Below are 14737 nucleotides of genomic sequence, written 5' to 3'. Positions count from 1 at the left end.
CTGTCCAGTGCTTTTTTTAAAGAAATGGTGCGTTTGATTATGCTTTATTCATTTCGTTGATAAAGGCAGCACTTTCCCACCGCAAATTGTTTTTCAGATGAAAATTTACTCTACATTTTCTACCTGTTTTTGTTCCCGGATAAATTTTATTACCCAATAAATCAGTGACACAATCAGCAGGAAGGCACCACCCACCATGAGTGAAAAACGCGTATCCGGATTAATCGCCATCCCAATCAATACACAAGACAAGAAAATCAGAGTCAGGTAATTGATATAAGGGAAAAGTATCGATTTAAACGGGTGCTGTTTCAGGGCTTCCTGATGATGCTGACGGAAACGTAACTGGCTCACCAGAATTACAAACCACGGTACCATTCCCGGCAAGACACTGGCGCTATAAACATACACAAAAACAGACTGTGGATTCGGGATCAAATAATTCAGGCTGGAACCTGCAATCAGACACCCAATAGTGATTGCAACACATCTGACCGGTACCCCATTTTTTGATAGTTTACGCAAGGAAGCCGGCAACTGACGATTTTCAGCCAGCGCATACAACATCCTGCCTCCGCTGTACATGCCGCTATTACATCCGGAAAGGGCCGCAGTCAGTACCACAAAGTTAATCACTGCCGCTGCAGAGGCAATGCCCACTTTAGCAAAAGTCATGACGAACGGGCTGCCATGGCTGCCTATCTCAGTCCATGGAAACAGGGTTACAACAATGAAAATCGCCCCGACATAGAAAATCAGAATACGCCACAGAATATTGTTGATTGCTTTTTTCAGGGTAACCTGTGGGTTTTTGGCTTCACCAGCGGTAATACCAACCAACTCGACGCCCTGATAGGATGCAACCACAATACACAATGCAAACAAAAATCCTTTCCAACCACCAGCGAAGAAACCACCATGAGTCGTCAGATTATCAAGACCGATGGCTTGCCAGTCATTACCTAACCCAAAAAATATCAGCCCGATACCCACCAAAATCATCACAATAATCGTGGTGACTTTGATCATTGCAAACCAGAATTCCAGCTCTCCATACAGCCGCACAGCTGCCAGATTAGCCAGTGCCACCAGACCAACCGCCACCAAAGCTGCTACCCATTGTGGTAAATCAGGGAACCAGAACTCAGCATAGACTCCCACAGCGGTAATTTCTGAAATCCCGACAGAAACCCACATGAACCAGTAACCCCAAGCGGTCAGGCATCCCCAGTAGGGACTGAGGTATTTATGACCAAAAGCAGCAAATGAACCGGTAACAGGCTCAAGAAATAGCATTTCGCCCATTGACCGCATAATGAAAAAGACAAAAAGACCGGCAATAATGTAAGCCAGTAAAACTGAGGGGCCAGCCCATTTCAGGGTACTGGCAGAGCCCATGAACAGCCCGACACCGATTGTGCCACCTAACGCAATCAGCTCAATATGTCGCGCTTCAAGTCCTCTTTGCAGCCCCTGCTCGGGCAGATCTTGTTTCGAATCACTCATAAAACTCCCTATCCATTTTTATGGTGTCTATATTTATTTGCAAACAGAAAAAATACAGGAATTAATAATCAATGGTTGTGAAGATAAGTTGTAAAAAGGCAGGGATCAAAGCACGTTTTGCTTATCAGTGAAATAAAAAATTGTAAAATCGAGTCAACGAAGATAGTTAAATGAAGTGGACTAAGGTAAGGCCGCCCACTGCGCCATACGTAACGTTAAGACAGACACAGTGGGTTAACCGCAATTAAAATATCACCTACAGCTTGCCGCTGTAGTAATAACCCAAAAACCTCAACAGCTTGATTTGCCGGCGGATACGGCTAGGCTGCGACAACAGACGATAAAGCCATTCCAGACCTAAGTTCTGCCAGACTTTCGGTGCACGCTTCACATGCCCAGTGAAAACATCATACGTTCCTCCAACCCCCATATACAGTGAGCCAGAATGCACTTTTCGGCAGTCACGCATAAAAATTTCCTGCCTTGGCGAGCCCATTGCAACCGTAACAATCTTTGCACCACTGGCACGGATACGTTCAAATACGGCGTTGCGCTCATCAGTGGTAAAATAACCATCCTGACTGCCTACGATATTGACGTTCCACTGTTTACGAAGTTTGTTTACTGTCTGCGTCAGAATTTCCGGTTTTCCTCCCACCAAAAAGACCGGAGTACCTTCACGTCCAGCGCGTTCCATCAGGACTTCCCATAAATCCGCGCCTGCAATGCGTGATACCTGCGCATCCGGATATTTACGCCGAATGGCACGCACAATACTGATGCCATCTGCATAAAGATATTCCGCTTCATCCAGCAATGTACTCAATGCCTTATCTTTCTCAGCAGTAAGCACTTTCTCTGCGTTGATAGCCACCAGTGTCCCTGTCTTGACCTGCCCATCCTGGAAAAGATGATCGAGGAAATGGGACATTCCCTGAAATCCCCACAGATCCAGACCACGGATACGATATTTACGAATATCATTCAGCGCCATTTTTGCTCCTTAAATCCACCCGAGCAGGTGTTTCTGATGATACAGACATATTGGTGATGACAAACTTCCGAACAAGCCCGGCACTATCGAATAACCAGTACAATAATTTGGCTACTATCAGGCACAGACCAAAAACAGCACCAAAAAATACAACACGAGAAACAAAAGAATCCATACCTTCACGGGCAAGGACTATCATGTTAAAAATCGCGCCAAAGCAGAATGCCTGTAATATAGCTGCTTTATAACGATTTTTTTCCTGTTTCCCGGCTTCATAAATCCAGTCAAACCACTTGATAATCATGCCAACAACAACTGCCCCAAGTGGTATAAAAAACACGCCCCCCATAATAACCAGCGAGCCTATCAACGTCGGGGAAATCGCTAAACCAGAGTGGTTATTCAACACATCCCAGGTAAAATAATTAGCTGTGTTCCAGACCAGATTCGGCCTGTCCGGCCAGACCCAGCTCGGAATAAAAACATAGAAATCCCGGATAATCGGGGCCAATCCCTGAAAGTCAATTTTGCTGTAGTTATCCAACAGCAAAGCCAGATTTTCCCACGGAGAAAAAGTATCACGGGTGAGGTACAGGAATGTATAAAACGCTTCTGCTCCGCTCACATCAAGGCTATAACGCTTCAGGGCCAGCCAGAACATACCGACGATCCCGAAAACACCGGCCATAAGCAGCATCCACAATGTAATCCAACCCCGGACAATACCGATGAACAGAAACAGTGCAAACGCAATAATGATATTGGCACGTGTCCCTCCGACAATCACATAAGTCAGAATGCCGAACCCAACGGTTCCCACTAAAAATAACAGCCAACGCGTTTTGGTCGGTTTCAGGAAAAATACCACCAGCATGGCGGGGATAAAGAAGTAGAAAAAGCGCTTAAGCGCTACCCCGGAAACCTTACTGGAAAAGATCTGGCTGTACGACTGTAGCTTAAATAACAGAAAACCATTTTGCAGGAAGAAAGAGCCGACAGAGAAAATAGCTATGCCCGCCAACAAAAGCCACGCCAGATTAGTCTCCACCCGGTTCATGGTGAACAATGGCTTACGCGGAACAAGACCACTTGTTGCGCTCTCCTTCTCCGATACCCGATACCTGAGACGTACTTTATAACTGACATAATAAATGGCATAGAAACAAGTTGATGCCAATATTGCATACAACAGTGAACTCACCGGTACAACCTGCACATCAAACTGAAAAACCAGTATGCTTGTCAGTGGAAAACCAAAATAAAAAGTCAGCAGATAAAGCAGTGAGAAAAAAATATTAAAATTAAAACGAACGCGCTGAAATTCTTGATACGTCAGTGTCAGAATAAAAATCAACGAGATTGCATAAACAACAAACAACCCACCAAATTGCACCAACGTCATTGCAACTCTCCAGATGCTTCCAGCAGGGCAACTTTCCACCCTTTGACAAAGTTAGGATCAAAAAAAGCGATTGCCTTCTTATCGAGAGACAGCATCTGACGCTGCGCTTCCTGCACCCAATGCTTATTCAGTTCGTCACCATCAAACAGAACCGGTATTTGCTGTTCGGCTAAGTCCTGCCAGAATGGATTCTGGCGACTCAGAACAAAAGGGATCCCTTGTTGAATCAGCAGGCAAAGCGTTCCTATTCCCTGCTGACGCTGAAAAATAAAATAGCCCAAATCACATTGACGCAGTAATGATAAATAATCATCAAATGTCATTTTTTCTTTCAGTATTCGGATATTTTCAGCCCGGAATAACGATAATGCGGCCTGTTCTACATTCTGGATATAAGCCTGATTATTATCGGGATAACCCATTGGCAGGATAACCCGGGCTTCTGAACCAAACTGACGATGAATTTTGTGTAGTGCTTCAATATGTCGATTAGATTGATCACCTGAATTCCCCAGTAAAATGGTGATCCCTTCAGGTGAAAATAATTTGTCTTTCACTGTCAGCGAAGGCGTCATGCGTGTTGGGAAATAGAGCAGAGAAGCCGGTACTCGTGGATGCGATTTCGCGAAATAGTTAAGATCCCCCCGTGTCGCAAATACTCTCCCTACCCGCTTCTGAGCCAGACGGCGCAACAGATAGAACATACGAAATTTAAGCTGGCGGGAATCCTCGTACAAATCAGCCCCCCACACATGCCACCAGAATTGGTGACTTTTGATTTTTCCGGCTAATAAAGCCAGCCACAAGCCTGCATTGAACTGACCATGAAAAAAGAAGCGGTTAGCCCGGTCTTCCTGTGCCATTGCGATGACTGCCTGCGATAATACTGCTTTGTTTTCATAAGTTGTGATAGTTAAAGCAGGATAATTTTCAGCTATCCATAAAGGGTCTTGCCATGAAGCATCTTTAGCCACCACCATAAAACACGGCTTGGCTGAAGGCTTAGTTTCCTGTGCCAGTACGTCATTAAAAAAACGCAGTAACGTTTGATTGTGATGTGGGATATCCGATCCCAGAACGTGGATTAAGGTTGTCATGCTCGTCTGCAATAAATAATAAATACGCTACAACAAAGGCTAAAATAAACGACATAGGTCGCCATATAAGATTGTGCTGCCCCAAGCGCTCCATTTATCGGGATCAGCCAGTGAGAAAAGCCGGTCAGCAACAGAAACTGGCTGACTTCCGCCAATATATAAAAGCGTAAGGCGGCTTTTGCTATCACCAGATAGCCAAAAACATAGGCACAAACTTTCAGAACATCTCCCACCAGCTGCCACGCGAATAGATCCCGCATTGCGGTAAATTTATCTGAAAACAATAGCCAGATAACAAAGTCACGCAGTAACCAGACGGAAAAACTGGCAACAGCCACTGCGGGTAATACAAACTTCAGCGCCTTTACGATCTCACTGGTGATCTTATTTTTACTTTCCAGTCGAGAAAGAGTCGGTAGCAAATAAACGGTGAAAGAAGCTGTGATAAATTGTAAATAAGCATCGGAAATACTGCTTACACCCTGCCAAATCCCCACTTCTTCCCAGCTATAACGCTCAGCCATTAAGTTTCGCATCATGATGTAAGCAACGGGTAGTGTAATGGAAGTCAGCAAAGCCATCAGCGTAAATTTCCCCAAATGGCTGGCAATGGCGCGATCCCATGCAGGTTTCAGTGCTGACAATACTATCGTTTTGTGTTGCAGTAGCATCATTCCTGCCGGCAAAACCACCAAAGCAGGAACTAAAGCCAACCCAGCCAGTGCGCCTTCATAACCCCCCAGCCAATAACACAGGCCATAAGCAATCACCCCTGTCAGGCTGCCGAGTATAATTGCCAGTGCATTTCCCTGAGCATCGCGGAACCCTTTCAAAATAGCCAGAAAATAGTTGGCATAAGCGATTCCCATTTGAATAAATGCGAGCGCCTGCACAACAGTTTTGTAATGGTTGTGACCAAACAGGCCAATGCTGATAGCTTCACTGAATAACAGGAACACTACCGCCAGCAGGGTAGAAAACCCCAGAATAATTGAGGATGACGTTCCCAGTACAGCCTTGAGCTTTTCCGGCTGAGAGTGGTGCTCCGCTACATATTTGGTCACTCCATTGAAAATCCCGGCGCCAGACAATACTCCCAAGACAGTAATGAGCTGGCGGAAATTTCCCGCCTGCCCCACCCCTGCCGGGCCAAAGGAGACGGCCAGAAGTTTAACGACCAGTAACCCCACACCAATTTTGATTAGTGTGGAGCCAGCCGTCCAGACTGAGGCTTTGGCAAGTGACATATCAGGCAAAAAATTCCTTGATGCGACTGATGACAACCTGTTGTTCTTCATCAGTAATATTGTAAAACATAGGTAAACGCACTAGACGCTCACTTTCACGGGTAGTAAAGCGGTCTTCACCATGAAAACGGCCACATTTCTCACCAGCCGGGCTGGTATGCAAAGCAACATAATGGAATACCGTCAGGATATCCGCTTCTTTCATAAAGCGATTAAATTCACTACGTTCTGCCACATCTTTCAGTTTGATATAAAACATGTGGGCATTGTGTTCCATATTTTCTGGCACAACAGGTAAAGTCAGCAGCCCTTTATCAGCCAATGGTTTCAGCGCCTGATAATAGTTATTCCATAGCGTCAGGCGGCGATGATTAATTTTATCCGCGACTTCCAGTTGTGCCCACAGAAATGCCGCCTGTAAGTCAGAAAGCAGATAGCTGGAACCAATGTCACGCCAGGTATATTTGTCTACCTGCCCCCGGAAAAACTGAGCACGGTTAGTCCCTTTTTCACGGATAACTTCGGCACGGGCAAGCATGGATTGATCATTGATTAGTGTCGCTCCACCTTCGCCTCCGGCTGAGTAGTTTTTAGTTTCATGAAAGCTGAAACAACCAATATGACCAATCGTCCCCAGCGCACGCCCTTTATAGGTTGACATCACGCCCTGTGCAGCATCTTCGACGACATACAGATTGTATTTTTCTGCCAATGCCATAATGCTATCCATTTCACAAGCTACCCCCGCATAATGCACTGGCACAATAGCGCGGGTTTTATCCGTGATGGCTGCTTCAATTTTGGTTTCATCAATATTCATCGTGTCCGGGTGAATATCCACGAAAACAATGGTTGCCCCACGCAGAACAAAGGCATTGGAAGTCGAAACAAAGGTGTAGCTCGGCATGATGACTTCATCACCCGGCTGGATATTCAACAGTATTGCCGCCATTTCTAAGGAAGCGGTACAAGAAGGCGTTAACAACACCTTTGTTTTATGAAAAGCATCGGTTTTATGCAAAGTATCCGGACAACTAAAGCGTTTTTCCATCCACTCTTCACAACGTTTGGTAAAACCACCATCACCACACAATTTTCCACTGGCCATCGCCTGTTGCATATATTCCAGTTCAGTGCCGACAACCGGGGGTTTGTTAAATGGAATCATTTCGTCCTCTGTATAACCAATATGCAGTGCTTTCGATTGTTGCACCACTACGTGTATAAAGGCGCAAAGCCGTGATGTTGCTGATTTGCGTTGCAATTCTCAGGCATTGTATCTCATGGTTATGGCACCATTGTTGCGCCGCTGACATTAATTTTTTTCCGATCCCCTGCTGCAATTTGCCCGGCATTGCCGCCAGCAAACCTATCCGTGCTTCATGACTTCCTATCTTTCTCATGGTGACAAAACCAGCAGGATTGCCACACTCATCATTAACAAGCAGGCACTCATGGTCAAAGGTGCCCAAAACCGCCTTCTCAACCCATGCAGCATAAAAACGGCCACTATCATTCACCTGATACCAGGGTGTACGAAAGCGACTGGTTGAAAATACGCTGGCAGCCGCCGCTTTAAGTAACGGAATATCCTGTGAGGTCGCGATTATTAATGCCTGATCCCTGCCTGCTTTTTCTGGGCTAATGGATAACCGTAAATCTGCTTCACCTTCCACAAGAGAAAAGCCCAGTGCCGATAATTGATCAATCAGATAAACCTGCTGAGCCGGTACTTTTGCCTGTACTAAGGCATACTCATCCAGTTTAGCCGCAGTGACTGGTACAGCAGGCGGTGAAGAGGCCGTTATGATATTCAGACGGGCAGTGGACAGACCAAAAAATTGGCTGTCCCATGCCAGAGGTTCAATATCAGCGTGAATAGACATTGAGTAAATCCAGCAAATATTGGCCATAGCCTGTTTTAGTTAACTCTGCCGCAGAAGCTCTGACCTGCTCATCGCTCATCCAGCCATTACGCCATGCGATCTCTTCCAGACAGGCAATTTTGAAGCCCTGCCGTTTTTCGACAGTCTGCACAAACATACTGGCTTCAATCAGGCTGTCGTGGGTACCGGTGTCCAGCCAGGCAAAGCCACGCCCGAGTAATTCAACATTCAGCTCGCCCCGCTCCAGATACATCTGATTGATACTGGTAATTTCCAGCTCTCCGCGAATGGATGGTTTTACCCGCTTAGCGAAATCCACAACGTTGTTGTCATAAAAGTAAAGCCCGGTCACCGCCCAATTGGATTTTGGCTGTGCTGGCTTCTCTTCAATAGAAAGTACGCGATATTGTTCGTCAAACTCCACAACACCGAACCGCTCAGGGTCCATAACCTGATAGCCAAATACGGTAGCGCCATGACTACGGGCCGCAACACTTTGTAGTTTCGGACTGAATGCCTGACCAAAGTAAATATTGTCACCCAGCACCAGACAACAAGGATTATCACCAATAAACTCTTCACCAATCAGGAATGCCTGCGCCAGACCATCCGGCGAAGGCTGTACTGCATAGCTCAGATGAATGCCAAAACGCTCACCATCACCCAGTAAACGTTTAAAGGCAGGTAAGTCTTCCTGAGTGGAAATAATCAGGATATCGCGTATCCCTGCCAGCATTAAGACTGACAACGGATAGTAGATCATTGGCTTGTCATAAATAGGCAATAACTGCTTTGAGACGCCGCGTGTTATCGGGTACAGGCGTGTGCCGGAGCCACCTGCCAGGATAATTCCTTTCATGTCATCCCCCTGATGGGTTTATTTATTTCCGCAATGATCAAACTGTCCATCATGTTCAGACAAGCCAAGACGTTCTCCCGCATAAGAGCCATCCTGCACCCTGCGCCACCAATTTTCGTTTGCCAGATACCACTGCACTGTCTTACGAATACCGGATTCAAACGTTTCCTGTGGTTTCCAACCTAATTCACGCTCAATTTTTGCGGCATCAATGGCATAACGCATATCATGCCCCGGACGATCTGTAACGTAGGTAATCAGCTCTCGGTAATGCGCCACACCGGCTGGTTTTTCCGGCTTAAATTCTTCCAGCAACTCGCAAATAGTCTCGACCACATCAATATTACGGCGCTCGTTATGGCCGCCAATATTATATGTCTCGCCCGGTACAGCCTGAGTCACTACCAGATGCAGTGCCCGTGCGTGATCTTCCACATACAGCCAGTCACGGATCTGCTCTCCCTTACCGTAAACAGGTAAAGGTTTACCCGCCAATGCATTCAGAATCACCAGAGGGATCAACTTTTCCGGAAAATGGTAAGGGCCATAGTTATTCGAGCAGTTCGTGATCACGGTTGGTAAACCATAAGTGCGTCGCCATGCCCTGACCAGATGATCGCTGGATGCTTTGGATGCTGAATAAGGGCTGCTCGGTGCATAAGGTGTCGTTTCTGTGAAAAAGCCCTCTTCGCCATGCAGATCACCATAAACTTCATCCGTTGAAATATGGTGAAAACGGAATGTTGCCTGTTTTTGCTGATCTAACTGCTGCCAGAATGCACGAGCCACTTCTAATAGGGTGTAAGTACCAATGATATTGGTTTCAATGAACGCCGCAGGCCCGTCAATGGAACGATCAACATGGCTTTCCGCCGCCAGATGCATCACCGCATCAGGCTGATATTGTTGAAAAATACGTTCCAAAGCATCACGATGACAGATATCCGCCTGCTCAAACGCATAACGAGGATGATCAGCGACCGGGGTCAGTGACTCAAGATTTCCGGCATAAGTCAGGCTATCAACCACAACCACACTGTCTTCAGTGTGGTTGATTATGTGGCGAACCACCGCAGAACCAATAAACCCTGCTCCACCAGTAATTAGAATACGTTTCAACGCCAGACTCCTTTGCTATCTACAACCCATTTTTGTTTTATCTGGCTGCCATTGATAGCCTTAAACTGACGATGATCCACCAGCATCAAGACAACATCAGCCTCTTCCAGTGCCTGTTGCAGACTGACCAGCTCCACCACACCTTCCAGTGAATGAGGCAGTTCGTGAATATTCGGTTCAACAGCCAGAGTAGGACCAGCGTGCCACTGCGCGATCATTTTGGTGATATGAACGGCCGGACTTTCACGTAAATCATCAATGTTTGATTTAAATGCCAGACCAAAGCAGGCAATCTTAATTTCACTGGCTCGCTTGTCGCTTTCAGCCAGACAATCCGCGACTGCGGCTTTCACCTGATCAACCACCCAAAGTGGTTTGTCGTCGTTAACAAGGCGGGCGGTGCGGATCAGGCGAGACTGAGTAGGATTTTGTGACACAATAAACCACGGATCGACTGCAATGCAGTGCCCCCCAACTCCCGGCCCCGGTTGCAGGATATTGACACGAGGATGTCGGTTTGCCAGACGGATTAATTCCCAGACATTAATTCCCTGTTCAGCGCAGATAAGTGAGAGTTCATTGGCAAAGGCGATGTTAACATCCCGGAAGCTGTTCTCAGTCAGCTTACACATTTCTGCCGTTCTGGCGTTGGTGACAACACATTCACCTTCAAGGAAAATTTTATATAGATCGCTTGCTCTGGAAGAGGATTTTGGAGTCATTCCTCCCACAACTCGGTCGTTTTTGATTAACTCCACCATGACCTGACCCGGCAATACCCGTTCAGGACAATAAGCGATATCAATATCTGAATTTTCCCCTGCCTGTTGCGGAAAGGAGAGATCCGGTCGGGCTTCTGCCAGCCTCTCGGCCATTTGTTCCGTCGCACCGACAGGCGAGGTTGATTCCAGAATAATCAGATCGCCTTTTTTCAAAACAGGTGCAATGGATTCTGCTGCTGAATGAACATAAGCCATATCAGGCTCATGATCGCCCTTAAAAGGCGTAGGAACCGCAATCAAAAATGCATCCGCTGGCTGAGGCGAAGTTACCGCTCTCAGATAACCACCTTCAACAGCTGTTTTTACAACTTGATCCAAATCAGGCTCAACAATGTGAATCTCTCCACGATTAATCGTCTCCACTGCATGCTGGTTAACATCAACACCAATAACCGTTTTCTGGCAGGAAGCGAATGCTGCCGCAGTAGGTAAACCGATATAACCAAGACCGATCACAGAAATTGTTTCAAAACTCATAATGTCACCTGATTTTTCTTCAATATTTCCAGAATTTTCTGGCAAGCTTTGCCATCCCCGTAAGGATTATGGGCCCGGCTCATCTGTTGATAAGCGGAGTCATCCGTCAACAAACGCGTGACTTCATCAACAATAGTTTGGGTTTTTGTTCCTACCAGCCGCACAGTACCCGCATCAGCCGCTTCCGGTCGCTCTGTAGTATTACGCATGACCAAAACGGGCTTACCGAGTGAGGGAGCTTCCTCCTGAATCCCGCCTGAATCAGTCAGGATCAAATAGGCATGATCCATCAGATAAACAAAGGGCAGGTAATCCTGTGGGCTGATAAGAATAATATTATCAATGCCATGCAAAATACGTTTTACCGGTTCGCATACATTGGGATTCAGGTGTACAGGATACACAACCTGCACATCTGGATGCATTCTGGCGATTTGCGCCAGTGCTTCACAGATTCGCTCAAAACCACCACCAAAATTCTCTCGACGATGACCTGTTACCAAAATCATCTTTTTAGCAGGATCAATAAAAGGGTAAAGCTCAGCAAGCTGTCCCCTTAATCTGTCATCATGCATAATGCGATCACGCACCCAGAGCAAAGCATCAATAACGGTGTTTCCCGTAACGAAAACAGCGTTGTCTGCTATAGATTCCTGTAAGAGGTTACTGCGGGAGTTTTCTGTCGGAGCAAAATGATACGTTGCCAGATGACCTGCAATTTTACGGTTGGCCTCTTCCGGCCATGGAGAGTAAAGATCGCCTGTTCTCAGCCCTGCCTCAACATGTCCTACCGGTATTCTCTGATAAAAAGCCGCCAGGCTGGTCGCCATTGTAGTGGTGGTATCACCATGTACCAGTACTACATCTGGCTTGAACTCATTTAATACCGGCTTTATGGATTCAAGTATCCGGCAGGTAATATCCGTCAGATCCTGCCCTTTCTTCATAATATTGAGATCAAAATCCGGCTTGATCCCAAATAAGTTCAGTACCTGATCCAACATTTCCCTATGCTGTGCGGTCACACAAACTTTTGCCTCAAAATCACTATCCTCGGCTAAAGCGTGTACCAGCGGCGCCATTTTGATGGCTTCCGGGCGAGTACCAAACACAGTTAACACTTTCACAGTGGCTCTCTTATTTTGTTAATCATTGCTGGGTAGTTCCACAAAGGAATATAAAATTATGTGCGTGAACGCCTCGCTAATGCGACTCCAGCACCAATCAACAGACCTACACCTCCCCACAAAACCATCATAAATACACGGCGAGGACTGTCTCTATTAACGGGTTCTTCTGGCGTTCTAAGATAACGGTAGGTCTGAAAAGTGTTCTGCAAAGTAGGGCCGACACTGAGTGTCGATAGCATCGCTATATTTTGATCATAATCGATACTGTAATTAGGGCCTGTAGCCTCCAATGTTTCAAGCTGAGCCTGTAGTAATGGGACTCCCAGCATAAACATTTTGGATTCAGGTAATTCGCCGATGGGAATGTTTGTCTGGTTACGCTGAATACCCTGTTTTTCAGCAACTTTTAATGATTGCTGCAATACGTTCAACTCACGGTTATACATGGCCTTGGCGACGAGTTCCTGCCGTTTGACCAGCGCTTTCATTGACTGAGTCCGTGTTGCCCATGCGCCTTTTATTTCGTCATTCAGATGAGTACTCGCACGTTGGTTAGCAAAAGCAATGTACTCCCGCAAAAGCCGGTTAGCATCAGCGGCTGTCTCTGCCGTCAGTTTGATACTTTCATTCTGGGCATTTTTTTCACCGCGACGTGTCACCTGAATATTGTTGATTAATTCTTCCAGTAACACCGCATCAGCTTTGCTTTTACCGTCATGACGCTGTTTGTAATAATTGGAGTGCAGCCAGAATTCACGACGAGTATCATAAGCTTCAGCCTGTATCATGAACTCTTTGTAAGCCCCATCGGGAATGGTCGGCAGTTGAGCTTCCGGTGAAGCATTAATATGCGTATCCAGATTGCGCAAAAATTGCTGTTGTGAGTAATAACTCCCCAGATTATTAGTTGTCGGTAAATCCACAATAGCGGTTGCGCTCCATTTTTGCTGCATCAGATACGATGCAGCCAGAGCAACAGCAGCGAAAATTATTGCCAGTGCGATAATCCATATCTTTCCACGCCACAGAGCACAACATAGCGCACGAATATCCAGTTCATGCTCTGTAACCGTTTGATCCTGATTAGATTTCGTTTCTGAGTTTTCCACTGCGCAAAACCTCTTTGATAAGCCGATGTTTTTTTAGTGATGGCTTGCAACCCGACGCATCCGGCGTTTCCACCGCTTAATAAAACGGGCTACACGCCATGCTCTTTTGATGCAATAACCATACAACATAAATGCAAGCAAAAATAATGCCAACATTACCCATTGAGGAACAAAATCCAGTCGTTCGCCAATAATACCAATCCCCGCTAACAACGCTGCAGCCATCGTGATTAAGACAAAGGCCTGACGGGACGTGAAACCAGCACGCATGATTAAGTGATGAATATGCTGGCGATCTGGTGAAAACGGGCTCATTCCCTTACGTAATCGGCGATACATAATTGCAACCATATCCATCAACGGAATGGCAATGATCCATAAAGCCGTCACAGGATTGATAGAACGATTTCCACCCTGAGTCGCTTCAGTCAGCAACCAGATAATGGTAAAGCCAATTAATGTACTCCCGGCATCTCCCATAAAGACTTTAAAGCGTTTACCCAACAGCCCCAGATTAAGAAAAATATAAGGCAGTATCCCGGCGATAAATGCAAAGCACCAGAATGCTAAAGCTGTATTGCCGCTCTCATACAGCAGGATACCCAAAGCCCCGAAAGAGACACAGGACAGGCCGCCTAACAGGCCATCAATACCATCCACCATATTGAAGGCGTTTATAGCCGCCCAGACCGCAAATAGAGTAACGACATAACTAAATGGCCCCAGCGTCATTTCCCACGGACCAAAAGTGTTACCCAAGCTTTCAAGTCTCAGGTCAGCGAAATACATCATACTGATACCGACTAGAGCCTGAATTGTTGCACGAATTTTTACACTGATATCAAACCGATCATCCAATGCACCAATAAAAACCAGTATTCCTGCACAAAATAAATACAGCCACTTATGTGGTATAAACTCTTTTGTTATAACAAAAGCAAAACAGACACTCACAAAAACAGATATACCCCCCACCAAAGGAATTAAACCATGGTGACGTTTACGGTAATTCGGCTTATCAACAAGACCAACCTTTTTTGCTACCTTCCTTGCCATGAACAAAAAAACTAATGAAAATATAAAGATGCAAAAAACTTCGGCACTCATGCTGGGTATATTCACAATAACA

At 46.0% G+C, this 14737-nt stretch carries 13 protein-coding genes; all 13 read right to left on the bottom strand.

Annotated features, from left to right (window positions below; genetic code table 11):
- Nucleotides 1–105: 105 nt before the first annotated feature.
- Nucleotides 106–1506, bottom strand: coding sequence for a bifunctional threonine/serine APC transporter ThrP (gene thrP, locus AACS92_RS20110; protein WP_099109315.1), 1401 nt, complete (start codon nucleotides 1504–1506; stop codon nucleotides 106–108).
- Nucleotides 1507–1762: 256 nt separating this feature from the next.
- Nucleotides 1763–2500 carry a lipopolysaccharide N-acetylmannosaminouronosyltransferase gene (gene wecG / locus AACS92_RS20105; RefSeq protein WP_099109314.1) on the bottom strand — a complete coding sequence of 246 codons (738 nt, stop codon included), beginning with the start codon at nucleotides 2498–2500 and terminating at the stop codon, nucleotides 1763–1765.
- A complete protein-coding gene (gene wzyE / locus AACS92_RS20100; protein ID WP_099109313.1) occupies nucleotides 2487–3902 on the bottom strand; it encodes an ECA oligosaccharide polymerase in 1416 nt (471 codons plus the stop codon). The genes wecG and wzyE overlap by 14 nt, the downstream gene beginning before the upstream one ends.
- Entirely contained in the window at nucleotides 3899–4999 is a 1101-nt protein-coding gene (locus AACS92_RS20095; protein WP_099109312.1) for a TDP-N-acetylfucosamine:lipid II N-acetylfucosaminyltransferase, read from the bottom strand. The genes wzyE and AACS92_RS20095 overlap by 4 nt, the downstream gene beginning before the upstream one ends.
- Nucleotides 4996–6246, bottom strand: a complete 1251-nt coding sequence (gene wzxE / locus AACS92_RS20090) for a lipid III flippase WzxE (RefSeq protein ID WP_099109311.1) — start codon at nucleotides 6244–6246, stop codon at nucleotides 4996–4998. The genes AACS92_RS20095 and wzxE overlap by 4 nt, the downstream gene beginning before the upstream one ends.
- A 1-nt stretch (nucleotide 6247) precedes the next feature.
- On the bottom strand, nucleotides 6248–7414 hold the full coding sequence (gene rffA, locus AACS92_RS20085; RefSeq protein WP_099109310.1) for a dTDP-4-amino-4,6-dideoxygalactose transaminase: 1167 nt from the start codon (nucleotides 7412–7414) through the stop codon (nucleotides 6248–6250).
- Nucleotides 7401–8132 (bottom strand): dTDP-4-amino-4,6-dideoxy-D-galactose acyltransferase, encoded by a 732-nt coding sequence (gene rffC, locus AACS92_RS20080; protein ID WP_099109309.1) that lies wholly within the window; start codon nucleotides 8130–8132, stop codon nucleotides 7401–7403. The genes rffA and rffC overlap by 14 nt, the downstream gene beginning before the upstream one ends.
- The gene (gene rfbA / locus AACS92_RS20075; RefSeq protein ID WP_099109308.1) at nucleotides 8116–8991 is read right to left on the bottom strand and encodes a glucose-1-phosphate thymidylyltransferase RfbA; all 876 of its coding nucleotides are present in this window, start codon (nucleotides 8989–8991) and stop codon (nucleotides 8116–8118) included. Before rfbA ends, rffC begins: the two co-directional genes overlap by 17 nt.
- 18 nt (nucleotides 8992–9009) lie before the next feature.
- On the bottom strand, nucleotides 9010–10110 hold the full coding sequence (rffG, locus tag AACS92_RS20070; RefSeq protein WP_099109307.1) for a dTDP-glucose 4,6-dehydratase: 1101 nt from the start codon (nucleotides 10108–10110) through the stop codon (nucleotides 9010–9012).
- Complete coding sequence (gene wecC, locus AACS92_RS20065) at nucleotides 10107–11369, bottom strand: UDP-N-acetyl-D-mannosamine dehydrogenase (RefSeq protein WP_099109306.1); 1263 nt, start codon at nucleotides 11367–11369, stop codon at nucleotides 10107–10109. The genes rffG and wecC overlap by 4 nt, the downstream gene beginning before the upstream one ends.
- Nucleotides 11366–12496: a non-hydrolyzing UDP-N-acetylglucosamine 2-epimerase gene (gene wecB / locus AACS92_RS20060; RefSeq protein ID WP_099109305.1), complete on the bottom strand. Its 1131-nt coding sequence runs from the start codon at nucleotides 12494–12496 to the stop codon at nucleotides 11366–11368. The genes wecC and wecB overlap by 4 nt, the downstream gene beginning before the upstream one ends.
- A gap of 56 nt (nucleotides 12497–12552) precedes the next feature.
- Nucleotides 12553–13608, bottom strand: coding sequence for an ECA polysaccharide chain length modulation protein (gene wzzE / locus AACS92_RS20055; RefSeq protein WP_099109304.1), 1056 nt, complete (start codon nucleotides 13606–13608; stop codon nucleotides 12553–12555).
- 33 nt (nucleotides 13609–13641) lie between these two features.
- Entirely contained in the window at nucleotides 13642–14730 is a 1089-nt protein-coding gene (wecA, locus tag AACS92_RS20050) for a UDP-N-acetylglucosamine--undecaprenyl-phosphate N-acetylglucosaminephosphotransferase (RefSeq protein ID WP_099109303.1), read from the bottom strand.
- Between the last annotated feature and the right edge of the window lie 7 nt (nucleotides 14731–14737).

The sequence above is a fragment of the Xenorhabdus sp. KJ12.1 genome (genome assembly GCF_963876495.1).
GTDB classification, from domain to species: Bacteria; Pseudomonadota; Gammaproteobacteria; order Enterobacterales; family Enterobacteriaceae; genus Xenorhabdus; species Xenorhabdus stockiae.
Note: the sequence above shows the minus strand (reverse complement) of the source record. Positions and strands in the feature narration are given on the sequence as shown.